Origin of the sequence: Natronocalculus amylovorans (assembly GCF_023638035.1) — an archaeon.
Lineage (GTDB): Archaea > Halobacteriota > Halobacteria > Halobacteriales > Haloferacaceae > Natronocalculus > Natronocalculus amylovorans.
Genome location: NZ_JAKRVX010000003.1, coordinates 377,231 through 400,666, shown reverse-complemented (window position 1 = coordinate 400,666; position 23,436 = coordinate 377,231). Strand labels below are relative to the sequence as shown.

The following is a 23,436-nucleotide window of genomic DNA, read 5'->3' as shown; positions in this document are numbered from 1 at the left end:
TACTGTTAACACTCACCATGGACGTCTTGGTACGACATTACTATTATCACTATATAATATTGAATGTTGTTCACCAAACAGTGAAAATTGTAAACAATTAGTATAGATAGACCATTGTTTTTGAAAACACCGTGTTTAACCGTCCTGATGCGTAAACACGTACAATGAGTCAGGATGGTACCTCGGAACCCCAAACCGAGGGTGACCTTCGAAATACGGGCATGTCGTTAAAACATGACCGCGAATGGGATTACGAACTCGATCGGATTATCGAAGAAATAGAAGCACGAGATGCATCAAAAGTTGGACTTCAGTTCCCAGAGGGACTGAAACGCCGTGGTCCTGCAGTTGCAGACGACCTCCGAGAGCTTGCGCCGGATGTAACATTCATGCTCTCTGGACAGCCATGCTATGGTGCCTGTGACTTGGACACCTACTTGATGCGGCGAACTGATGTGTTTGTCCACTTTGGGCACTCAGCAATGAAAGAATCCGATCGAATCATCTACGTTCCGCTGTTCTCCAACGTGGATCCATATCCGATCATGGAGGACTCGCTCGAAGAGCTCGCGGACCCTGCTGATGATCCCGATGTTGGGCTTGTCACCACGGCCCAACACATGAATCTCTTTGGTGACATGGTCGATTGGCTTGAAGAACGGGACTACAATGTTCACACCCGACGTGGGGACGATCGGCTCACTTATGAGGGTCAAGTACTCGGCTGCAACTATGCATCTGCCGATATTGATGCAGAGCAAGTGCTGTACGTCGGTGGTGGGAAGTTCCATCCGCTTGGACTTGCAATGGAACATCCAGACAAGAACGTCGTCATCGCAGACCCAGTGAACAATGTGGTGACAATTGCAGATCCAGAGCAGTTCATGAAACAGCGCTACGCCTCGGTTCACAAAGCAATGGGATCGGAAAAATGGGGTGTCATCTTCTGTACAAAGATTGGGCAAGGTCGTTGGGAGATTGCTGAAAAGATCATCGAAAACAACGATAATGCATATCTTATTACGATGGACGAAGTGACGCCCGATCGGCTACGGAACTTCAACATGGATGCGTTCGTCAACACCGGTTGTCCACGGATTACAACAGACGATGGACCGCGATTCCACAAGCCGATGTTGACCCCAGGCGAGTACGAAATTGCAGTTGGGAATAAACCGCTTGACTCGCTTGAGTTCGATACCTTCCACGGAACTTGGTAACCTACGCGGTAGCGGCTATATCCTACTCTTCTTCGGTTCCAGTCTCAATATCGGTCTCGGTCTCGGCTTCTGTCTCCGTTTCTTCCGGTTCGATGAACTCTTCGGTTGTGAGGTGATACTGTTGTCCCTCGTATTCGAACACCGTCGGTGGATCGACCAACGGATGGATCTGACGAGTAGCGATAGCATACTGCACCCGAGTCACATCGTCAGCAAAAAATGGAATCATATTTCGAAGCGGATGCGGTTGTGGCGTCCCTGACTGAAACAGCTGTTCTGCGATCAGGGTGCGTTGTGGGGTTTCGTTTGAATCTGCACGCACAAGCTCATATGCACGCACCGGCTCCGCTTGCGTGTCTGTTTGAACGGTGACTGCCGACCCTGCCCGCTGTTGTGTTTCTGGATCGACAGTCGGGGTGACTTCGATCGAATCACCGGTAATTGTGAGTGACTGACAGAGGCCGAATCGTTCGGTTTGCTCTCCTGCCTCTACGTTGCACGCCAATGTTAGTGCATACTCGCCTGGACCAATGCCATTCAGTGTTGTATTTTCGCCGTCTGTCCAGCGAAGCCGAGACAGGTCTGTATTATCGATTTCAAACTTCCACTCATGTTCATTCCCTGTGGAAAGTATTATTTCAGGTGTTGATTGGGTGAATGGCACGATGTGGTACCACTCCGCTTCGACACGCTTCCACAGCGTCCAACTGTAGGCGCCGAATGAGACTGTTGTCTCGCTCTCGTTTGTTATCTCAAGGGTAAACGCGGTTTCCGGGAGCGTGAGTTCATGCTCCGATATGCCAAGACGGAGTGGTGCAGTTGTTGTGTCCGCTACGACGGTATCAACAGGCGGCTCAAAGGGTGGACATCGGATCTCTCCAGGGTCAACACCAATATCTGGGATTTCAACTTCATCTTCCTGCTCGTCCGGTGTTTCCTCCGGTTCCGTTGTTGGTTCCTCCTCGGTTTCAGTCTGACCTGTATTATTTATTATTCGAACGTCACCGCATCCGCTCAGACCAACTGGTACGATCGACGCAAGGAGGGCACGACGGTGCATACCGTAGCCACACTTGCCCAACCCTTATCAATGCTATTCTTGTTGGCCTGACAATCATCAATCCAGCACGTTCAATCCGCGGTTTCGACCGCCTCTTCAATGTACGTAACCGCCTCTGCCGCCGAAGAGACTTGGTGAATATACGGGACATCATGCGTGTTGATACCTGCGATCGGCTTTTCAAACACGGTTGCAAATCCAATCTCAGATAATGTTCCGCCAGCACCATCAATCGCAATCACCGCATCGCCATTCATGACCACGATTGGGTTCCGTGCGTGACCAATCCCAGTTGCGATCGGCGTTGTCACATATTCGTTTGCATCCTCAAGTCGGTCTGTCGGCAGAATACCGATCGTCTCACCGCCAGCAGTCTGTGCCCCACGACAAGCGGCCTCCATCACCCCACTTAATCCACCACAGACAACAGTATGTCCCCTCGTTGCCACCGCTTCCCCGACCGATTCAGCGATTGTCGCCGTCTCATCGTCGATCGTCCCGCCGCCAATTATGCTCACACGCATTGGTAGTCACACGAACGAAAGGGAGTGAATTAATGCTGCGTGTTTCTCGGAGATCTCCACTATTCAACAAGGGCAGCTGCAATCGCCGGTAGCACTGTCGAAACGTCGCCGTCAATCCAGATATCTGCTGTCTCTGTGTACGGTGTTCGATCGTAGTTGATGAGCACAAGATCGGCCCCATTCCGTCCCCGTGGGAGGCCCGCTGCGGGCTGCACCGTCAGTGATGAGCCAGCCACGATCAATAGTTCTGTCTCTCGAATGAGTGATTTTGCCTGTGACAGGGCCTCCCGATCGAGGAGTTCACCAAATAAAATCACGTCCGGTTTATAAACACCACCACACGGACAGTGCGGTGGGTTCTCTCCATCCCGGATCCGCTGATGTACTGGTTCCGCTGGCGTTGCCGCGTCACAGCGATGACACCGTACCTGTGCAGTGGTTCCGTGAAGCTCTATAAGGCTCGTCGTACCTGCTGCTCGATGGAGCCCATCTGTATTCTGTGTAATAACTGCATCAAGGCGGCCCGCGGATTCGAGTGCCGCGAGTGCTTCATGCGCTGGGTTCGGTGCCAGGCCGGCAGGAAGCATCTGCTCATAGAGTGCGAGGCGATCTGTCCAAAATCCTGCAGGGTCACGTTCAAATCGGGAGATATGAAACGCATTTGGATCAAACTGCGCACCCCAGATGCCATCATCACCGCGAAATGAGGGGATACCGGATGCAGTGCTGACACCAGCGCCGGTCATCACAACCACGTGGTCGGCAGTATCGAATGCAGCCACAACCGCATCAACAGGCGCTACAGACATATTCCACACAGTACGCTCTCCAGTGTCGAATAGCTTTTTGCACTCACACAAACTGACAGTACAGTGTTTATTAAAACACAAACTACCGTAGTAGTTGTATGCCCACTGTTGTCGCCGTTAGGGATCCAATGATCCGGAAGTCAACGTTGTCTGAGGCGCTCTCATCTGACTTTTCGATTGAAATTACTCCACGTGAGTCGCTCAAAGATGCGATCGAAACACACGATCCGTTTGGGATTGTTGTCGACGTCTCAACGGCAGTCACAGAATCATGTATTGCTGCGGGCGAGTCGCTCTCGATAATCGCTCGTGCTGGTGTTGGTGTTGACAATATCGATATCTCTGCAGCGACCAAGAACGATGTTACTGTTGTTAACGTTCCAGACTACTGTACTGAGGAAGTTTCAACACACGCGGTATCCTTGCTACTTGGGTGTATCCGCCGATTAAAGCCGTATGATAGAGCCGTTAATGATGGCCAGTGGGACTGGACTGTTGGTGAGCCGATCGCACGGCTCGCTGACTCAACGATCGGGTTGGTCTCATTTGGTGGCCTTGCCAAGCGCACAAGAGCGAAGCTATCCGGATTTGACTGTTCGGTTATCGCGTTTGATCCATATACCGATGCGGATGCGATGGCTGCGCACGACGTTGAGAAGGTCTCATTTGATGAACTGCTCATCGAATCAGATCATCTATCGGTTCACGCGCCGCTCACCGAACAGACACGCCACATGATCGATGCAGATGCGTTTGAAACTGCGGGGAGACTTGATTCGATCGTCAACGTTGGCCGTGGCGGAATTATTGACGAAGATGCGTTAGTTGATGCGCTGTCGGCCGATCGGGTTGGGATGGCTGGGTTGGATGTGTTGGAAACTGAGCCACCGACAGAGCCAACGCTATCAGAACGAGCTGATGTAGTTTTGACACCGCATGCTGCGTTCTACTCGGAGGCCTCACTGATGGATCTTAATACTCATATTGGAACCGATATTCTCGCAGTGTACGATGGCTCCGTTCCTGAGGGATATATTGATCCGGAGAGCCCGTGGCTCTGAGGATGAGTACCCCAATGTAGGCGAACCGTTCAAAAACACTTACCCAACATCCCGATAGAGAGATAGCTATGACCGTAAGTGATTGGGGAGCGTGGCTCCCAACCGCCGTTGCAGAGGCAGAGCCGGATACCGTTTCGCTGTGGTATCTCGGCTGTAATGGATTTGCCATCAAAGGCTCGGAAGGAACGGTGCTGTGGATTGACCCGTATGTTGGACTCGGCGATCCACCGCGGACGATCCGAATGGTTCCGGTTCCATTTGATCCGGCGGATGTGACCGCTGCAGATGCAGTGCTTGCGACGCACGAACACACGGACCATACACATGGGCCAAGCCAAGGGCCAATTCTCGAACAGACGGGTGCAGACTTTTTTGCCCCGGACGACAGTCTCAGCGTTGCATTTGAAAATGAGGAGTGGCTCACCACCTACAACCTCGATGAGTCACAGTTTACCGAAGTGACCGAAGGTGATACGTTCGAGATTGGTGAGTTTACGATCGACGCCGTTGAAACACACGACGCGGACGCAACACATCCAGTTGGATATGTAATCCATCATGAGAGCGGAACCATATTCCACGGTGGTGATACTAAACCAGCCGAGAATTTCACTGCGGTTGGTGAAGCGTACGATATTGATATCGGTATTCTCGCATTTGGCGCGATTGGTAACATCCCTGACAAAGAGACGAGAGAGCCGGTTCGGACGAAATGGTATAGCACTGAAAACGAGATCGTAAAAGCTGCAAGCGATCTCCAACTCGATCGGCTAGTTCCGACGCACTGGGATATGTGGAAGGGAATGACCGCAGACCCAACAGTTCTACACAAACATACACAAAGCTACGCGTATCCATCAGTGCTTGATGTGGTCGAGATTGGTGATCGGATCGAGCTGTAACCATACGCAAGAAAACAGGTGAGTATCAACATCGACAACTGGCCCGATTTATTTAAGTTGCTGCTACGAAATTCACACCCATGAGCCAGGGGTCAGACATGAATGAGTCTGTGACGGTCTCAAATGACGGTGTAACCGTCGAGAAAACCGTCACATCGGATGAGTTCCCCGTTCCAGCAGTTGTTTTCACGCTTCAATCAAATGCCTCCGCGCCGGTACACGTTCGGCTAACTGATCAGATACCTGATTCGTTCCCGATGGAGCGCGTTGGATTTCACCCGGAGTTTGAAAGCGAACGGTGGACAGCATACAAAGATCAACGTGTTGAATTTGAACGTGATCTTGAGCCAGGCGAATCAGTGCGGACAGTGTATGGCATCCGGGCAGACGACCCGACAGAACTCTCTGCATTTCTCACTGAGCCGCAGATCAAAGAGGTCGCAGCAAGCGAAAACAAAGAGGCTGCAGATATTGAGGGCGTTCTTGGACCCGATAATAGTCAACTAATACGTGACGTGCTTTCGGGTGAACGATCGTCGCTGCCGGGCGTTGATGAAGATGAAGATGAAGACCAACCAGATCCACTGGACCCTGACGGTGCAACCCCTGATCCACTCTCTGAGGTTTCATCGACAGAGATAACACAATCAGACGGTCCAAAGTCTACATCTGATCCGTTTGCAGATGATCCGGATGGTGAGTTCGCGATCGAAACCGATGCTGCACCGGATACTGCAGACAATACGCTCACTGAAGCCGTCGATGACGGCGTCGAAATAGTGGATGAAGAACCGGTTGCAAGCGATGAGCACGCTGAGATCGATGAACGTGAGCCTGTGGACGAAGACGAACCGATCGACGCGGATGACCACGCGGTTAAGACTGATACGGAATCTGAATCTGAAGTAGAGGTAGAGGTAGAAATAGCGGAAGAAACTGCAACCGAAGCCACCATTGAAACAGAGACAGAAACAACTGTTGGCGCCGATTCAATAGGCGACACCGATGATGAGCTGGAACCGGTTGTAGAAGCGACCAAACAGGAGACAGAAGCCAGTAGCGAAACTACTAGTGAGCATCCAGAAGATTCAGACAGCGAGACTGATTCAGTTGAAGACACTTCAGAAACAACCGACAAGCCACCAGTTACAGCGGTTGATACAGCAAATACGGAGCCTGAGCCTGATGCAGGATCATCTCTCGTTGCGGTCCAAGGTGGCATCTCTGCGGTGCTTGCCTCCGAAATTCGTAACGGGAATGTCTCGGAAGAAGATCTCTCAATTCTGAAAAAGGAACTTGGAACGGGCGTTCCTCGAAGTTTCGAGGTTCGGCTCAATCGCTTGCAGTCGAACGTCGAAGATATTGCTGCGTATAGTGATGCGCTGGCAGAGTTCATTGACGACAATGGAACCGCCGAGGAGCTATTCACAACCGTACAGAACGAGTTGGAAGGTCTTTCAGAGGCAGTTGATGATCTCTCCGTCTCGGTTGCGGCTGCAGACGAAGAACGGACAGAACTTGCCGCGGATATAACCACTACAAAAAGCAACATCTCCGCACTGACCGATCGCGTCGAGAGAACGGAGTCAACCGTTGATGCCGTCGAAGAGGCGACTTCGGATCTGGATGACGATCTTGGCTCTATCGTTGATGATGTTGATTCGCTTGGGGACGATGTATCGGAGGCCTTCGATGAGATTGGCGACGTTTCGGAAGATATTGATGCGACAGTTGAGCAGATAGAGACCGTTGCCGATGATCTCGCTCAAACCGACTCGATGCTAGATTCCTTTGAGATTGATCTCGAGGAGACCGCAACAACTGCGGGCGAAGCTGCTGCGACTGCCGATCGGGTTGTAAAATCCGTTGATACAATCAAAGAAGATGTGGAGGATGCAACGACAACTGCAGCCCAACTCGAAGAGAGTGTGGACTCGGTTTCGTCCTCTGTACAGGGGCTGGAGAGCGAACTTGCATCCGTTGAATCAGCACTCAATGAGGAACTCTCTGCGCTTCGATCGACCGTCTCAAAGCTCGATGACAAGGCCGATCGCGCAGCAGTGACATCGCTTGAGTCACGGATTGACGAACTCGAAACGGATGTAGAGGCAGTAGATGCCTTCCGGGAGCGACTGAGTGGTGCGTTTATGGGTGGTGCCGGTGCTGGTGCTGCAGCACCAGATGGAGACGAAAACGAAGAGTAACCGCTCTCTTGAGAACCCATTTGTGAAACGGAATCGGTTTACTTACGCAGTACAACAATCGGACAATGAGCCGAACGGTTGCGGTCGCAGTTCCTCGAAAAGGACGCCCGCTTGAGGCAGTCCTTGAACGATTATCTACGGTGACTGCCGTAGAGGAACTTGCAGACAGTGTGAGTTCGACGCTCCGATACGAAAAAGCACTCACTAAAGGGACGCAATCAACTGATCATGGACCATACGAGCGGCTTGCGGAGTACAGTAACCCAGTAGACCCATTCGCCCCTGAGTATACCTTGCTTCGCGATGACCGGGATGGCTATCCACGACGGATTGTCTTCGACAGTGCAACAGTCAAAATCGACGATATTGAGCTCCAACTTATTGGACGAGAAGAGCCCTTCCGAGCGCTTCGGACGCATGAATTTGCACTTGGTTTCGACAGTGCAGACCTCGTTCTTGAGGAGGTTGTTGAGCTGCGTGGGGATGGTGTTGGTTCGCTTGCAGATGTTAATGCAAGAATCAATCCGCGGGATACCGATGTCCGTGTTGTTACTGGATTAGGAGACACCGTATATCACACATTAATGGCCATGCCAGAGGTACTTGGGCCGGGTGAGACCCTTGACCGATCGTTTATTGAAACATATGACGGGCCGCTTTGTATCTCTGCACGATACGAACGGCTTGTCTCTGCAGTATTAGGGACGGACGCAACAGACGGCATTGGATTTGTCTATCCAGACCCTGCTGTTGAGGAAGAGAAAGCGATTGCAGAGGCGGGCGTTGGTGTCTATCTAACAATGACGGGGTCAACAGCCCGTGAACATGGACTTGTGCTTGGTGAATCGTTGTTCCCGAGCGAGACAGTACTTATGGAAAACTGCGCTGAATCTGACGAGGCAATAGATCAGATCAAACATGCACTCATTTCACCACCACTTGAAACAGAACTCCGAATATAGTTCCATACCGCTCTGATTATTTTTTGTGTAGGTAACTGTCATTTGAGTGGCCACTAATTTTTCCACGTGTACGAACAAACAACTTGTGTATGCCCGAAAATGGAGAAGACACTACAGAAACAGAGCGAACAGTGATTAGACCGGGGCGTGACTTTGAGCAGGAGTATCGCCTCAGCGCGGTTGAAGTGGGTGAATTTCTAATTAAAATTGGGGAACAGCTTCGTGACGATTCTGAGCTCACAATTGTTGACGAAGAGTGGGAGCTACCGTTTGCGTTTGGTGAGCCGATCGAACTAGAAATCGATTATGAAGGCTATAAAGATCAAGAACTGGAGATCGAGATAGAGATTCCAGGACACAGCGATCAAAAAGCGCCAGACGTAAAATAGGCCTCAGTTAGTTCGTCGCAGACTCAAGAACAAGCGTATCGTCCTCGAGGTAGTGTTCAATGTGGTGAGTATGCTCCTCGATCGTTTCAAGCTGTCCTCGAAGCATCTGTCCGGTTGCGTAGTCACCAAGATTCTCTGCAAGCCCGATGTGCTGGCGATAGCTCTCTATGATGTTGCCCATCATCTCAAGATCGTTAGTCAGTGACGTACGGATGTCATAGACATCCTCATCTTCAGGCTCAACCGTTGCAGCGGCTGATAGCGCTGTCATGCTTGCATGTGGGATTCCACCGAGTGCTTGTAGACGCTCTGCAACGGCATCTGCAGCCAACTCCACATCTTCGTATACCTCTTGAAGGAAGACATGGATGTCAAGGAACTCCGCACCTTCGACGTTCCAATGATGTTTATGCAGTTGATGATATAGCACGTACGCGTCAGCGAGATCGCTGTTGAGTGCATCGATAATCTGTTCTGCTTTTTCTTTCTCTAATCGAAGTCCGGTTTCTTCGACGCTGCCTTTTTGTCTACGAACGTTCTTGTGTGTACTCATCGCGTGTATTAGTACAGCATCCACCAACTTATAACTTTCAGCGATTAAACAAATTTCAGAGTATGTGAAGATGTGATTCACACTGTTACAGAGTTATTCTACGGTACTTGTCAGTCTAATACAGACTATTCACATAAATTATGTGATAATTATATCTCGGCAGTTGGGTCGCTAGTCTTGAGCCGAAATTGATTGTTTTTCTTTTCGTGGGAACTGGCCAATCGTCGCTGCACGGAACCCAGTCTCATCAAATTCATATTCGTCATCCAAGAACTCGATTACGGTCTGAATGTCACGGAATGCGTTTTTCAGACAGGTTGAAGCACCTGGTGACGGGGTGATATTAAACAGAATATCGTCGCCTGTAATTTTGGCCTCGCCCATATCCAGACTCTTTGTTTTCGTATTGACAATCTGTGGTCGAACGCCGCCGTAACCTTTCGCTCGCTCAATATCCTCGATCGTCGCGGATGGGACTACCTTCTGCACGTTTGGGAGGAATGATCGCTTCCCGATCTCCGGGAGATCGTAGACAAGATTCTTCAAGACGTACGGAAGCAAGATCCGATCTGCAAGGATATTTCCGTAGCTCAAGAATGAGGACACGTTGAGACCAAAGACATCAAAGAAGTCACCAACAGTTCGAATCCGCCCACGCTCAAGCGCAGGGACAAGTTTTGCTGTTGGACCAAACCTGGTAATCGAGGCGTCGTGAACGTCAGCATCGCCATGCACTGCAGCAAATGGAAGTTTCTTCATTTGGAGCGTGTATACCTTCCCATTCAACATGTCGTTGGCAAGGAAGAAACTCCCTGCAACCGGGAGCAGTGACACATCTTGGCCGTACCCCAGCTGTTTTGCGATTTGGAGGCTGTGTGAGCCTGCCGCTACAACGGTTGTCTCCGCTTCAAACCATCCATCGTCAGTGTCGATGACGTAGCCATCGTCTGTCTGCTCGATGTTTTCAACAGTTGTCCCAGTGAATACGTCAACGCCATCTCGGTTCGTCGCATCCTTGATGAAGGATTTTGCCGTCTCACCGTAATCAACAACGTATCCGTCAGGCGTCTGTAATGCAAGCAGATCTTTTGATGGGTCGCGTCCTTCAACAACCTTCGGCTCCAACTCCGTAATCTCTTCTCGACCGATCGCGTCAAGTTTTGGGAATAGTTCCCCAAATCCTTCCTCGTGATAGCGGTGTTCAAGCTTTTCTACTTCTTTTTCACCAACTGCGAGCACCATTTTGCTCCGCTTTGCGTGCATTTCCCGATCAGGGTCCACATTTTCGAGATACCCTGCAAGCATCTCTGCACCCTCTTTTACCTCTTCGGCCTTTTCGAGCGTGTAGTTTGTCTCGATATCCCCGAAATGCAGTGTTTGTGAGTTATTTGTATGATGTGAGTTGATCGCCGCAATCTCATCTTCCTTTTCGACGAGTGCAATGCGGTCGATATCTGTGAATTGCGATGCTGTGTAGAGCAGTGAGGCCCCACTAATTCCGCCGCCAATAATGACTAAGTCGTATTCTCCCAACATGCGTACAATGTGATATGATAAACCGTCTCTACCCATACTCAGACCTATTGGTTTAATTCGTTTTTCATCTGTAACGCGGTTCGTAGTGAGTATTCTGTAGGGAAGCATGATCTGATCAACTATCATGTAGCATACTAAATTTTGTATAGCGATATGCAATTTATTTGTTGTACATCAGTCGAAGGACTCATACTCAAACGCAGTTCGATGTTCGGTATTGATTACAGCACGGACAAAACGGTGTATATGAATCTCCACTCTGTGTACGGGACCGCAAATCCAGTTATTGGGATGGTCCATCTCGAACCGCTTCCAGGATCGCCGAAACATAGCGACTCGCTACAAACAGTGATCGGTCGTGCGGTGCGAGATGCTGAACGGCTCGAATCAGGAGGCGTTGATGGGATCATGCTCGAAAACTTCGGTGATGCGCCGTTTTATCCCGATGATGTCCCGAAACATACGGTTGCTGCGATGACTCGTGCTGCAACCGCCGTAAGTGAGGCGACGACACTCCCAATCGGAATCAATGTGTTGCGCAACGATCCGATCGCCGCCCTCTCGATCGCACACGCGGTTGATGCAGCATATATCCGTGTAAACGTTCACACGGGCGCACGCGTGACAGACCAGGGTGTGATCGAGGGAGTTGCACATGAGACACTACGATTGCAGAAACAGCTTGGGTCGGATGTCTCTGTGTTTGCTGATGTTGACGTGAAACACTCTGCACCGCTTGCCAGCGAATCGTTCACCGCAGAGTCATTTGCTGACCAAACCGATCGCGGGCTTGCAGATGCCGCAATTCTCACTGGGAGCGGAACCGGCCATGCGGCAGACCAGTCATATCTTGAATCAATGGCGGCAGTTAGAGAGGACCATGGGCTTACTACTCCGATTTTTGTTGGCAGTGGCGTGACGAAAGACAGTATTGAGACGATTCTTTCGACGGTTGATGGTGCGATCGTGGGTACGTCTCTTAAACAAGGCGGACAGACAACTGCTCCGGTATCTGTCGATCGAGTACGCGAACTAATGGCTGCAGCCGAACGCGTTAGATAATCACGTCCGTCGTTCATCGAGAAACAATGCAACGTCCCTCCGTGTTGGAAGCCCACTCTGTGCATACGGCTCCACACAGTTGAGTGCAGCTGCGGCTGCAGCGAACTCACCTGCAACAGCCATCTGCTTACCTTCAATTACCCAGACAGTGAGGAGTCCTGCAACAAACGTATCTCCTGCTCCGGTGGTATCAACTGGATCGATCGAAAATGCAGGGATGTGATGTCTCGTATCACCCGTAAATAGGGTTGCACCTGATGATCCGGCTGTGATCGCACCGCGATCGACACCTGCCGCAGAGAGAGCTGTAATTGGGTCTGTCGTGGATTCATCGAAATATGAGCTAACTGCAACCTCATTTCCAACAAACAGTGTAAGATGCTCAAGCAGCCGATCAATCGTCTCTGGTTCCGTTCCACGGTCTTTTAGCTCCTCGAGTGGTCCCGAGAGGTCAAACGCAAGTGCAGGGCCGTCCTTCCCGCCAAGCTCCGAAATAATCGTTTGTGTAACGCGATCGGGGACATATGCGGTAAAAAAGAGGATATCTGCAGATTTGATATATGCAAGGTCTGCTTCGGTGAGTGCAAGCTGTTTTGCGCTGTCCCCCGCAGCAACAATCATCCGATCTCCCTGCTCGTCACCAAGCACGAGACAGTGTGTCGAGGTCGCTTGCGTTTGTCGAACACGTCTGTTGTCGATCGGTGCTTTTTCCAGGTGTTCGGATACCTGCGCACCAATATCGTCATCGCCAATCTGTGCGATCAATCCCGTGGAAACACCCAACTTTTCAAGCGCAATTGAGACGTTCGCACCGACGCCACCGTGAGCGTCCGTAACTGCATGCGCGTATGCACCACCATCACGCGTGGGCATGTTTGAGAGCCGGTAATGTCGATCGATCGCGGCAGCTCCAATTACCACAACAGTCGGATCAGCGAGCCCCGATTTCATTCAGTGTAACTCATAGTAGGAATACTGATATGTGTGCCGGTTGTGGAGCGATCACCTGTTACAACGATCGTATTATATCACCTTCTGATCAGGAGACAAATCAAATGAAACTCGAGAAAATACTGAACGCACACAAAATAAGCATCCGATGAGTACCAATTTATGATGCTCGATAAAGGACAAATATGCACTTCGGATATAAATATCTAATTTAGTAGGACTAGATGGGGAAATTAGTAGCACTATAGTAAGAGATATTAGCATACTCTAGGGTGATTTTGAGGGTCAAATAATGACATAAGTCTTCTTATCCTGTATTATGGGGATAGATTCAAGAACGTTCAGAATAACGTGAGTATATGGCAGATGAGGGCGATCGAACACGAACCGCAGTAAAGACATACGTCCCCCAGTATCAAAAATCCGAGTGGAAGGCTCATGCTGATGCGTTGGAGATGAGTCAAGCCGAATTTGTCAGAACAATGGTACAAGCAGGGAGAAACGGGTTCAAATTTGAGTCGAACGCGCCAAATCTGGAGGGTGGTTCTGACCGCTCACACCCCGGGGGTGATGGCCTCAAAACACGCCTTCTCGAGACCTTATTTTCACAACCACATATGTCATGGGAAAACCTTGTTGCAGAACTTTCGGGGGATTTTGAAGATCGATTAGAAGATGCAATTTCGGAACTTGAATCGGAGAACAAGATTCGGTACAACCCACGCAAGGGTGGATACGAGGCACTCGATTCATGAGTGCAACAACAACGACCGATGATCCCGAGGATCCGATCGGCTACTTCCTCCAGGACATGCTGTTTCATGGGAAATCCGAGCGGACACGAGCGGCATACCAACGTGTGCTTCGTCAATACGAGACATTTTTGTCTGACTCCGCAGTCAATCCGCGTGGTACGTCGATCGGACCTGGTAAGGCGACGCATCGAGACTGTATGGCCTGGATTCACTCGCTTCGTGGGACGATCGGAGACAGTACGATCGCCTCGTATGCGGCGTATCTCCACCGATTTTACGCATATATGAATCAAGTTGGGGTGTTTGAAGGGAATCCAATGGCACTGGTTATGGAGGAGATGGATGAAACGATCGACAAAGACCCTGAGCGTCGAGAGATCACCATCCCCCAGATGCGAATGTTCGTGTCACAGATCGCTCATCCGCTCGATCGGGTGTTGGTTATTACGCTGTTGAAAACAGGGATGCGTGTTGGAGAGCTCTGTAACCTCGATTTGCGTGATCTCTCACTTACGGACCCTGAGATCGTTGACGCATACGAGATTTCCCCAAGGGCACTGTTGGAATCACGTCCAAACTCGTTATATGTCGCAGCAGAGCCGCAGCGCGGAGAGGTGTATCACGGCGAAGAACGAACCGCATCGAACAAACGGAAACGGGATACAGTGATACCGATCGATGAAGAGCTCCAATACGAACTCAAACGGTGGCTTGCGATTCGACCGGACATCCACTCACCTGCGAAGCCGTTGTTTGTTCCAACGGGCCACGATTGGGGCGATCGAATCACGCCCCCAGCAGTTCGGACGATCGTTGAGCGCTATGCACGCGAGCAAGGCTGGTATCATACCGGTGGCGATGCCTCTGAGAACGTTACACCACACTATTTTAGGCATTTTTTCACCACACATCTGCGCGATCGAACAGGCGACCGAGGGATCGTGAAGTATCTCCGGGGTGATGTTGCTGATGATATCATCGACACCTACACCCACAATTGGGGCGACCAAGTTCGAGAAACCTACGTGGAAAGTATCTACTCGATCTGTTGAGCAATTATTTGTATCTCATTTTAGCAAAACTACTGTTGTATTTTGAACTCATAAATTATATAACGCTATACAAAATATGGGGTGCGATCTTCAGCCACAGTTTCGGAGGATGGGGTAGAACTGGGCCTGTTCTCGCTATTTTTCAGTAATCACCGCTAATCGAGTAGCAGACAGACGAACTGTCGTGGGTTTCTATTCGACACGCTCCAGAAATAACACCACTGGTGCTAATTGGTATTTGGCCTCGAATCGGAGTGTCGCCACTCAAGAAATGCGAGCCATTGGTGAGATACCCGTTTAATCAGGCGGTATCAGTTCTCCACACACCAACTCTACGCACTCTCCTGCTGTCAGGACCGGCGCATAGTCCATCTCACCATCGACACCGGATTTCAACAGGAAGTCAGTGAGCCGCCAGATATTGTACAATAGCACGGCGAATACGAAGTAGAATAGCCGAACCCGATAGTCCTTCGAGGACGTTTTCGCCAAGAAGTCGTTCTTGATGCTTTTGTACTCGTTTTCGATTTGCCACCGGTGACTATACCGGCGACAGAGTGCTTCGGCTTCATCTGGACTGACCCTGAGATTAGTTGCAAATACTGCCGTTCCTCGCCTTTCGTCGACGGAACGTATAGGAACCGCATCGGATGCGAGCCCGTCTCGACGTGAACGGAGGCCAACTCAACAACGACCTCTTGATCGTCCGCCTCCAAGTGATTGAATACGTCCTGTTCAAAGCTGGAGACCAGTTTCGGGATGAGGTAATTTATTTCGAGATTCGAGAGTGTCTGATAGACTCGCATAGAGTCGAACTCCCGGTCGAACAGTACTGTCTTGATAGGCACATGCTCTTTAGCACGTTGGAGGAGTCGACGGACAATTCGATGGACCTGATTAGATGGGTTCTCGTCCCATGCTGAGCTCTCCCGCACAGATTCGACAGCCAAGACGAGTGGAATATTCTGCCCGACAATCGATAGCGTGGCGAATTTGAACGCTCGGTTCTCCTGATCAAGCCCACTTACCACCGACATCCCGTCGACTAACCGCAATCGTCAGTATCGCAAACATCGCCGTAGTCGACCCCGATCTCCGCAGTGATCGCATCGTTGCAGCGCAGCAGCAGTGAGTTGAATTCGAACTGGCTCGATTCCTGTTGGGCGCTTCGAAGCTCCTCGGCGAATTCCTCGGCAGCTGCCAATACCTCTTCGTCAGCGGTGCTCAACAGCACCCACCTCCCGAGGACTGGGCGAACTCCATACCGATCGGCTCGCTGATTACGTCGTTGGTCTCCTGAAGCAACTCGACTAGTGCCGACTGGGCTTCCCTGTGCTGCTGAATCGTCTTGTTTTCCGAGAGTTCTGTTTGAATCTCTTGGAGCTCAGCCATGAGTTCTTGATCGAAGCCCTGTTGCATCTGTTGTTGCTTCTGTCGGTACTCATCGAGCAGCTCCATCGCTTTGGGGTCGCTTTCGAGCTGCTTGTTGACCTCAATGAACTCCTGATAGCTCTCGCTGTCCGCAACAGCATCGATGAAAGTTTGAAGTTTCTCTTCGACGGCGTCCTCTGCGTTCTGGACGGATTCGGAGTCGCTCATTGTTGTGGCATCTCTGTGACCTGCTCGTTGAGTGCATCCAGTCCGGTCACCTGGTCGCCGAACGCGCTGAGTTCGTCGAGGCCAATGGGCTCGTCCTGTCGAAGCGGTGCGAGCATCATGGGCGTCTCGAACCGCTCCTTGATCTCGCCGAGATACTGCTGCTGTTGGGCCCTCCGGTTGGCGAAGAAGGCGTTGTTGCCGTACTCTTCAGGCAGGAGGTAGTTGGCGACGACGAAGGAGGTCTCGATTCCGACCTGATCTTTCAGGTCCTCGGCCGCCCGATGGGCCTCCATCATCGGTGTGTACTCGGGATACATGACGAAGGCGAACGAGCTTTTGTCAGGGTTCTGCATCGTCTCGATCACGTTGTCATACTGGTCGCCTTTGGCGGGAGCTGCACCCTTCGTCAGCGACCCGAGATCCATGAAGCCCTTCCAATCCGAGGGGAGTTCGAGGAGGCGGAGCGTGTGACCAGTCGGCGCGGTGTCGAAGACGACGATGTCGTAGCTGTCCTCGTCGAAGTAGGCCACGAACTTTTCGAGGGCTGCCATTTCCTCGGCACACGGTGATTCGAGCTCCTCTTCGACGTTCGCGATGGCCGCGTCGACGTCGATCTGAGTGTCCTCCTTGTTCTCGTACATCTCGGTGACGTGATTGAGCACCTGCTCGCGGTACTCTTCAAGAGCCTGCTCCTGGTCGATGCGGGCTGCATCGAGGTTTGCTTGGCTTACCGATGTCGGGTCGTAGCCGACTGGCTCGCCAAAGATGTCTTCAAGATGTGCGGCCGGATCTGTTGTCACCACGAGTGTTTCGTAGCCTGCTTCAGCGAGTTTCGTTGCTGACGTCGCGGCGATGGTGCTCTTGCCAACCCCGCCCTTCCCAGTGAAGAACAGATAGCGCGTCTCCCCGTCGACCGGCTGGAGCTTCTCGGCGACTGCGTCGGGATCGACTAGTGACTCGATGTCGACCGACTCGGCTTTCGCAACGTTGGTTGCCGACCCCACGTCGACGGTGGCCTCGTCACCATCGTAGAGGACGCCACCGACATCTGCCAAGAGGTCCAGACCGGCAATCTCACCGGGTTGGAGCGGATAGGTTTCCATCGCGTCGACGTCGAACTCCGAGGCGGCGCGTTCGATGACCGCCTGTTCGTCCTCGCGTTTTCCATCGAAGAAGGGGTCTTCACAGACTGATTCGGGTAGATAGCCGTTGATAATGAGGAGCTGCGATTCGATACCAAGTTCGCCCAGATCCGACGCACTTCGCTGGATCTCGTCGACCGAGGAGTCCTCTGGCTTGCCGACGAAGGCAAAGGAGGTTTTCTCGCTGTCCTGGAGGGTGTCAATGGCGCGCTCGTAATCCTTCTTACGCTCCTCCATTGAGGCGGCGGGGCCGATACAGGTTGACCCGCCTTTTTCGAGTTCGGCGTTCCAGTCGGAGGGAAGTTCCATCAGCCGGATGGTGTGACCGGTGGGTGCAGTATCGAAGACGACCACGTCGTACTCCGGGGAATCCATGAAGTCGACGAAGTTGTCGAAGGCCGCAATCTCCTCGACACACGGGCTGTTGAGCTGTTCTTCGACAGCCTTGATCTGCTCGTCATCGAGCAACTCGCGCATCGGCTCGATGGTCTCTTGGCGGTACTCATCGGCTGCGGCGTCGGGGTCGATCTCGATGGCCGAGAGGTTGTCGATCCCGTCGATATCGGTGACTTCGTGGCCGATCTCCTGGCCGAAGATATCCGAGAGATTCGGCGCGGGGTCAGTCGTCACCAGCAGGGTGTTGTAGTCGTTGTCGGCGAGCCACGTCGCTGTCGCACAGCTGACGGTGCTCTTGCCGACGCCGCCCTTCCCGCTGAAGAAGACGAACTCGGTGTCCTCGCTGCTCGGTTCCACGATCTCTCGGGCGTCAGTTGCCGGTTGCGTTGTTGCCATTAATTAGGTCTCCTGAGGTTGATTGGCGCGCAGTTCGGCTGCCAGCTCATCGTAGGAGAGATACTCCTCTTTGGCGACGATCTCGCCGTCGACGGTGGTAATCGGGAGGATTTTGGGGCCGTTTGCTTCGACGAGATCGTAGATCTCCTGAGTATTGAGGAACTCGTCGATGTTGTGCTGCATATTGGCACGCGAAATCTCAGCCTCGGCGAATTCGTCTTCGAGTTGGTCGAGTGCAGCACTTAGTTCGACAAGTTCGTCGTTGGGGTCAGGTCCACAGACGCCTGTGGAGCAGCACATTGCTTCTTCGTAGAGTTGGATTTGAGTCATGGGTTTGTTGGATCGGTGATCAAACGAGTCTCGGTTGGCCGGAACCTTCGACCGTGATTGAGAGTCGTCTTGTTTCGTACTCATTTGAACAAAACATGAACTATGCACTAAACGTTTCGATGATAACTAAATCGAAAAGCGGCCGCAGTAGTTCTGTCAGGATACGAGTTCAGTCGCTGCGTTCTCTCTCGCTGGGTGGCGGTATTCGAGCAATACGCTTTCAATTCGCAGTTAAGACACAGCAAGGTATTGTAGCAACTACTTTGCTGTCGTCGATCATTCCCTTTGTGACCATGTTGACTGTGTCATCTCTCACTGTAGTATACTGAATATTATGATCACAGTAAATTAGGAGATCCTAAATCGTTCAGTTGTTGAGCAGGCAATGACTGCAAAAGAGTTAATTTAGTCATCGATCAACTATCTGTATGTCAGCGAGCGACCGGCTCCAACGGTATCTCAGCGATGAACGGGGGAGTTGTACGAGCGACGCGCTCCAAGAACGCCTCGAAGAACTCGAAGAATTGGATGCAGCCGTCGGCGGCCCTGATCTCGAAGCGGACGTCGACCTGCTGTCCGCGCTATCAAACGAGACACGCTACAAGATCGTCAGAATTCTCCATACTGCCGATGAAGAACTGTGTGTCTGTGAGTTCGCCCCACTACTCGACGTGAGTGACAGTGCGATTAGCCACGCACTCTCTCAGCTCACTGAGGCCGGGCTCCTCACACGGCGAAAGGACGGGAAGTGGCGCAAATATCGGTCAACGAACCGAGCCACTGCCATCCTGATTGCACTCGACGGCTCTCGATCTATCGTCCCATGATTACTATCAGCCACCGTCTGGTGCTATAGAGACATATATTTCACAGACAAGCTCTCAAGTCGGCAGCAGCGAATCTACAGTTTATGAGTGATAATTCATCGGTTACCTTAGCATTCGTTTGTGTATAGAACGCTGGCCGTAGTCAGATGTCGACAGCGTTCGCCGAGCGCGAGCGTGAGCGTCGTGGCCTCGAAGACAGTGTTAACATCATTACCGGTGGTACTCACCCCGCCGATAGCATCCGCAACGAAGTGGTGACTGGGCACTGGAAGATCCAGACAGCCAAGATCTCGATCAGGTCCGTGCGATCCGAGATGATATCGAACAGCGAGTCACAGACTTGTTCGACGAAGTCGACACGAACGATTCACAGTAAATCTAGGATCTGGTGGAATGGTAATCGCGTGATGGAGCGCTTTTTGATATAATAGTGTCTTTTAGACCTCTCTTTGAAACGGTGAATTAAGGCACACATCAAAACCGATCCTCCGAAGTTGTGCTTCATCTAGTCTCAACACAACGTGTGATGTTTTACAGGGGAAAGAACGAGACTTCCGCTATCTGAGTTTGAGGAACGTGTACCTTACTCGAGTGAATCAAATCTCTGATACTGTTTTTCAGTTGCGAGTGCAGTCTGAACTGCGGCTTCGATCGTTTGCTGCAGTGAATCACTGAGGTCCGTGATTGCAGTATCCTGCTGGACGAGCTGTAATGAGTCCCACTCGCCCTTCGCGGTGGCGGCATACACCTGGGTAAATTTGTCCCCGTTATTTCCGTATATAACTGCGACAATATATGGCTGCGTAGTATCACTCTCTCTATCATGCTGCAATCCAGGCCATCCCTCAATTTCAGTGATACTGACGCGATCGAACGTCCGCAACTCTGTACTAAACTCTCCAGCACATAACCGGGCAATGAGGTTCTCGCGATCCCACTCGCGCTCTTTGCCATTCTGAGTGTTTGTTCCACGGACCGTCTCTGTTGTGATTGTATCGATGGTCCAATGTGCCAAGAGTGGGCCTGCCATCTCCGCAGCAGTCCGTGTGCTGACATCGCCTTCTTGAATCCGATCGCCTTCCTGTAGCCGAATGTACCGTGGATTCGAGGCTGGAAGATCAATGAAGATGTCTCCGGGATTTGTATTAATGAGGGCATCAACGCCGTCGATCGCTCGTGTTTCAACTGTTCGTGTCTGAGTACTGTCTTTCATATGTCTATCACCGGAGCGCACAAGCGCTGAAAATAGCAGTCGAAATCAGAGCCAAGTGAACATCCGCGAACCACTATCCAAAGATAGGTTGTCAGTAGGTATCAGGCTGTCGTAGTGTCTAGTATCCTGACTGTTCTGTGGAGAAGCATCGATCGACTCAGCCTTGTATACTAAGATACTCCTCAAGTTCTAATCCAATCAGCGTAGAGACACGCTCACAGTAGGTCCACAGCGCACCATTGATCCGTTCTTCAACATCGTCATCAATCGCATCGAATCCTCGCAACACAGAATCAGACGTGATTTGTGCATGATACACACAGACAACTGCGATCGGAAGATCTGTATCAGTGTCATCTGTGCTGTAAATACCGTATTGATCGGTTCCCCACACACCATCGCCTCCCTGTCGTTCTAGTGCAGAGTCGACTGCATCAAGCAGTTGTTGATCATCTGCCGAGAGGATCGGTGATTCACCCGCAAACAGTTCATCGTATGCTTCATTACGAGCACGTGTCGTCCACTGATCCAGTTCCGATCGAACCTCAAGTATGAGCTGTCGATCTGGTGGAAGCTCTGCCATGTACTGTTGACGTGAATCCTCTCAAAGAACGTTTGGAGCGTTCCACTATCCGATAGATTCTACTATTTTTCTTCGTATGTGATGGTTAGCGTCCCGCTGGTCGATCCTTTTGCACCCTCTCGAAGCCTTTTAAATGATTCGAGGAGCGCTGTCGAATCAGTACTCCCTTCTCTGACGCTACGAGACTCTTCTCGAACGGCATCATATGCCTGATCAAGAATACGCTCTACGGCATATGTGTCGGATTTTGAGTCCACCTCGAATGTCGCTTGGTATGTTGCCATATTTGTGTTTTGGCCCACAGTCAGTTAACAGTCAGTACAATTACACCGTCTATATTGACAGTTAATTCTGTCAGATTGGTTCTATAATTGACGGGTCATCGTTTGCTGGGCTATTCACTCGCGTTGAGATCGGATATGCCTGTAGTTCGTCATCAGGATATGGATCGAGCAACGGTTCTGCTGTGTCAGGGTCCGCAGTAAGCCATTTTTGTTCTTCATCCGGAGAGAGAATAACCGCCATTCGGTGATGGAGGTCTGCGATCAACTCATTTGGTTCAGTTGTAATTATTGTAAACGATGTGACGGTCTCCGGGGTTGTGTCTCCACCGGCACCAAAGTCTGCTAACCCAGTCTGCTGTGTTGGCGGTGTCCACTCCTCATACAATCCTGCCATTGCAAACGGCCGATCGTCTGCAAACGCCACTCTATATGGCTGCTTCTCACCGTCATCAGTTTCGACCCATTCATAAAATCCATCTGCAATAACCAGACAGCGTCGTGATTTATACGCATCCGAAAAGCTTCGTTTCGATCGCACGGACTCTGCTCGTGCATTGATCATATCAAACGACTTCTTAGCCCACCTTGGCGTGAATCCCCATTTGAAAAATTGCATTCTGTCTGGGTGCTCGGTTGTAATTACCGGCAGCTCTTGGCCAGGTGCGCAGTTGTATCGGCTTGTTAGTGGCTGTTCTGGTGTTGCGCCAAACCGATCGACAAGTTTGACCTGTGGCGTAAAAAGCGAGTAGCGTCCACACATATCGTATTCTACCTGCTGTGGCTGTTAATCACTACCGTCTATACGACTAACCCATGATGTTTTACTGGCTGACTCATACACTGTAGCTGTGCGAATTGAGAATAGCTTCATTCCTGTCGAAGGTGTGGGAACACAGACAGAACAGAACCTCTGGCAGCAAGGAATTACCCACTGGGATGCGTTTGACCGATCCGCAGTCGGTCCGGCGACGGGCAAGCGAATTGAACAGTTCATCGACGAAGCACAGTCACATCTCGGCGATCCGGATGCACGGTTCTTTGATACCCGGTTCCCAAGTAGTGAGCGATGGCGATTGTACGAGAATTTCCGCGATCGTGCCTGCTTTTTTGATATTGAAACCACAGGGTTGGATTCATCACGAAACGTTGTCACAACAGTCAGCTACCATCAGAATGGCGACACAACGACGCTTGTCCGAGGAGATAATCTTACTGCAGAACGTATCCGAGAAATGTGCGCAGATGCGTCGTTACTTGTGAGTTTCAACGGCATTCGATTCGATCAGCCGTTCTTAGAGGACTGTTTCGAACTGTCGATTGAGACACCACACCTGGATCTCATGTATCCCTGCAAAAAGCTCGGGCTTTCAGGCGGGCTCAAACCAATCGAGCGCGAGATTGGAATCGAACGTGATCGACCGGACATCTCTGGCCTTGACGCCGTTCGACTCTGGCAAGAACATACACAAGGGAGAGATGGATCACTTGAGACACTTGTCTCGTATAATCGAGAGGATGCAGTGAATCTTAAACGACTCACAGAGACGGTTACCAACAGACTACACGAAAACGAGTTCACCTGTCACTGTGAGAGCACACCTGACTAACTCAGTTTACTTGAAAATC

General features: G+C 51.1%; 25 protein-coding genes and 2 pseudogenes. 12 read left to right on the top strand and 15 right to left on the bottom strand.

The genetic code is table 11. The features are described from left to right. The first annotated feature begins 164 nt into the window (after positions 1-164). Positions 165-1,220: a diphthamide biosynthesis enzyme Dph2 gene (gene dph2, locus AArcSt2_RS10205; RefSeq protein ID WP_174653589.1), complete on the top strand. Its 1,056-nt coding sequence runs from the start codon at positions 165-167 to the stop codon at positions 1,218-1,220. A 22-nt stretch (positions 1,221-1,242) separates the two neighbouring features. Here the strand turns inward: dph2 and AArcSt2_RS10200 are convergent, their stop codons facing one another. From AArcSt2_RS10200 to AArcSt2_RS10190, 3 genes are all read right to left on the bottom strand, one after another. Then, the gene (locus AArcSt2_RS10200; protein ID WP_250584354.1) at positions 1,243-2,280 is read right to left on the bottom strand and encodes a hypothetical protein; all 1,038 of its coding nucleotides are present in this window, start codon (positions 2,278-2,280) and stop codon (positions 1,243-1,245) included. A 71-nt stretch (positions 2,281-2,351) separates the two neighbouring features. Beyond that, on the bottom strand, positions 2,352-2,804 hold the full coding sequence (locus AArcSt2_RS10195; RefSeq protein ID WP_250584352.1) for a TIGR00725 family protein: 453 nt from the start codon (positions 2,802-2,804) through the stop codon (positions 2,352-2,354). A 59-nt stretch (positions 2,805-2,863) separates the two neighbouring features. Then, a complete protein-coding gene (locus tag AArcSt2_RS10190; protein ID WP_250584350.1) occupies positions 2,864-3,613 on the bottom strand; it encodes an SIR2 family NAD-dependent protein deacylase in 750 nt (249 codons plus the stop codon). 98 nt (positions 3,614-3,711) lie between these two features. Between AArcSt2_RS10190 and AArcSt2_RS10185 the strand changes: the two genes are divergently transcribed. From AArcSt2_RS10185 to AArcSt2_RS10165, 5 genes are all read left to right on the top strand, one after another. Then, positions 3,712-4,674: a C-terminal binding protein gene (locus tag AArcSt2_RS10185; protein WP_174653593.1), complete on the top strand. Its 963-nt coding sequence runs from the start codon at positions 3,712-3,714 to the stop codon at positions 4,672-4,674. A gap of 68 nt (positions 4,675-4,742) precedes the next feature. Continuing rightward, a complete protein-coding gene (locus AArcSt2_RS10180; RefSeq protein WP_250584348.1) occupies positions 4,743-5,576 on the top strand; it encodes an MBL fold metallo-hydrolase in 834 nt (277 codons plus the stop codon). Between the two features lie 80 nt (positions 5,577-5,656). Next, positions 5,657-7,780 (top strand): coiled-coil domain-containing protein, encoded by a 2,124-nt coding sequence (locus AArcSt2_RS10175; protein ID WP_250584346.1) that lies wholly within the window; start codon positions 5,657-5,659, stop codon positions 7,778-7,780. Positions 7,781-7,845: 65 nt separating this feature from the next. After that, positions 7,846-8,742 (top strand): phosphoribosyltransferase HisG-related protein, encoded by an 897-nt coding sequence (locus AArcSt2_RS10170; RefSeq protein ID WP_250584344.1) that lies wholly within the window; start codon positions 7,846-7,848, stop codon positions 8,740-8,742. An 89-nt stretch (positions 8,743-8,831) separates the two neighbouring features. Continuing rightward, entirely contained in the window at positions 8,832-9,131 is a 300-nt protein-coding gene (locus AArcSt2_RS10165) for an amphi-Trp domain-containing protein (RefSeq protein WP_250584342.1), read from the top strand. A 7-nt stretch (positions 9,132-9,138) separates the two neighbouring features. Here AArcSt2_RS10165 and dpsA read toward each other — a convergent pair whose 3' ends face one another. Both dpsA and AArcSt2_RS10155 read right to left on the bottom strand, forming a co-directional pair. Continuing rightward, complete coding sequence (gene dpsA / locus AArcSt2_RS10160; RefSeq protein WP_174653598.1) at positions 9,139-9,684, bottom strand: DNA starvation/stationary phase protection protein DpsA; 546 nt, start codon at positions 9,682-9,684, stop codon at positions 9,139-9,141. A 171-nt stretch (positions 9,685-9,855) separates the two neighbouring features. Next, positions 9,856-11,220 carry an FAD-dependent oxidoreductase gene (locus AArcSt2_RS10155; protein WP_425493658.1) on the bottom strand — a complete coding sequence of 455 codons (1,365 nt, stop codon included), beginning with the start codon at positions 11,218-11,220 and terminating at the stop codon, positions 9,856-9,858. Positions 11,221-11,466: 246 nt separating this feature from the next. Here AArcSt2_RS10155 and AArcSt2_RS10150 point away from each other — a divergent pair, with 246 nt between their 5' ends. Continuing rightward, on the top strand, positions 11,467-12,282 hold the full coding sequence (locus AArcSt2_RS10150) for a BtpA/SgcQ family protein (protein WP_250584340.1): 816 nt from the start codon (positions 11,467-11,469) through the stop codon (positions 12,280-12,282). On the opposite strand, the gene AArcSt2_RS10145 is transcribed toward AArcSt2_RS10150, so the two are convergent. Further along, positions 12,283-13,233, bottom strand: a complete 951-nt coding sequence (locus AArcSt2_RS10145; protein ID WP_250584338.1) for a carbohydrate kinase family protein — start codon at positions 13,231-13,233, stop codon at positions 12,283-12,285. It abuts the gene before it with no gap. 359 nt (positions 13,234-13,592) lie between these two features. Between AArcSt2_RS10145 and AArcSt2_RS10140 the strand changes: the two genes are divergently transcribed. Continuing rightward, a complete protein-coding gene (locus AArcSt2_RS10140) occupies positions 13,593-13,988 on the top strand; it encodes a DUF5805 domain-containing protein (RefSeq protein WP_250584336.1) in 396 nt (131 codons plus the stop codon). Then, positions 13,985-15,040: a tyrosine-type recombinase/integrase gene (locus AArcSt2_RS10135; protein ID WP_250584334.1), complete on the top strand. Its 1,056-nt coding sequence runs from the start codon at positions 13,985-13,987 to the stop codon at positions 15,038-15,040. The genes AArcSt2_RS10140 and AArcSt2_RS10135 overlap by 4 nt, the downstream gene beginning before the upstream one ends. Positions 15,041-15,337: 297 nt before the next feature. Here the strand turns inward: AArcSt2_RS10135 and AArcSt2_RS10130 are convergent. The 5 genes and pseudogenes from AArcSt2_RS10130 to arsD all read right to left on the bottom strand — a co-directional run. Then, positions 15,338-16,086, bottom strand: a pseudogene (locus tag AArcSt2_RS10130) (transposase); the annotation flags it as partial. Next, a complete protein-coding gene (gene hcsS / locus AArcSt2_RS10125; RefSeq protein WP_425493657.1) occupies positions 16,086-16,268 on the bottom strand; it encodes a halo-CC-star protein HcsS in 183 nt (60 codons plus the stop codon). The pseudogene AArcSt2_RS10130 and the gene hcsS, both read right to left, overlap by 1 nt. Then, a complete protein-coding gene (hcsL, locus tag AArcSt2_RS10120; RefSeq protein WP_250584330.1) occupies positions 16,265-16,639 on the bottom strand; it encodes a halo-CC-star protein HcsL in 375 nt (124 codons plus the stop codon). Before hcsL ends, hcsS begins: the two co-directional genes overlap by 4 nt. Continuing rightward, the gene (arsA, locus tag AArcSt2_RS10115) at positions 16,636-18,573 is read right to left on the bottom strand and encodes an arsenical pump-driving ATPase (RefSeq protein ID WP_250584328.1); all 1,938 of its coding nucleotides are present in this window, start codon (positions 18,571-18,573) and stop codon (positions 16,636-16,638) included. The genes hcsL and arsA overlap by 4 nt, the downstream gene beginning before the upstream one ends. 3 nt (positions 18,574-18,576) lie before the next feature. Continuing rightward, complete coding sequence (gene arsD / locus AArcSt2_RS10110) at positions 18,577-18,903, bottom strand: arsenite efflux transporter metallochaperone ArsD (RefSeq protein WP_250584508.1); 327 nt, start codon at positions 18,901-18,903, stop codon at positions 18,577-18,579. A gap of 428 nt (positions 18,904-19,331) precedes the next feature. On the opposite strand from arsD, the gene AArcSt2_RS10105 reads away from it, so the two are divergent. Then, the gene (locus tag AArcSt2_RS10105; protein ID WP_174653607.1) at positions 19,332-19,730 is read left to right on the top strand and encodes an ArsR/SmtB family transcription factor; all 399 of its coding nucleotides are present in this window, start codon (positions 19,332-19,334) and stop codon (positions 19,728-19,730) included. A 146-nt stretch (positions 19,731-19,876) separates the two neighbouring features. After that, a pseudogene (locus tag AArcSt2_RS10100) lies at positions 19,877-20,106 on the top strand (hypothetical protein). 207 nt (positions 20,107-20,313) lie between these two features. Here the strand turns inward: AArcSt2_RS10100 and AArcSt2_RS10095 are convergent. The 4 genes from AArcSt2_RS10095 to AArcSt2_RS10080 all read right to left on the bottom strand — a co-directional run bounded on the left by AArcSt2_RS10095 (position 20,314) and on the right by AArcSt2_RS10080 (position 22,570). Continuing rightward, the gene (locus AArcSt2_RS10095) at positions 20,314-20,943 is read right to left on the bottom strand and encodes a hypothetical protein (protein WP_250584326.1); all 630 of its coding nucleotides are present in this window, start codon (positions 20,941-20,943) and stop codon (positions 20,314-20,316) included. A 157-nt stretch (positions 20,944-21,100) separates the two neighbouring features. After that, entirely contained in the window at positions 21,101-21,526 is a 426-nt protein-coding gene (locus AArcSt2_RS10090; protein ID WP_250584324.1) for a DUF7539 family protein, read from the bottom strand. 62 nt (positions 21,527-21,588) lie between these two features. After that, positions 21,589-21,810: a hypothetical protein gene (locus AArcSt2_RS10085; protein ID WP_250584322.1), complete on the bottom strand. Its 222-nt coding sequence runs from the start codon at positions 21,808-21,810 to the stop codon at positions 21,589-21,591. A gap of 70 nt (positions 21,811-21,880) precedes the next feature. Further along, a complete protein-coding gene (locus AArcSt2_RS10080) occupies positions 21,881-22,570 on the bottom strand; it encodes an SOS response-associated peptidase (RefSeq protein ID WP_250584320.1) in 690 nt (229 codons plus the stop codon). A gap of 88 nt (positions 22,571-22,658) precedes the next feature. On the opposite strand from AArcSt2_RS10080, the gene AArcSt2_RS10075 reads away from it, so the two are divergent. Continuing rightward, positions 22,659-23,417: a ribonuclease H-like domain-containing protein gene (locus AArcSt2_RS10075; protein ID WP_174653613.1), complete on the top strand. Its 759-nt coding sequence runs from the start codon at positions 22,659-22,661 to the stop codon at positions 23,415-23,417. Positions 23,418-23,436: the final 19 nt, after the last annotated feature.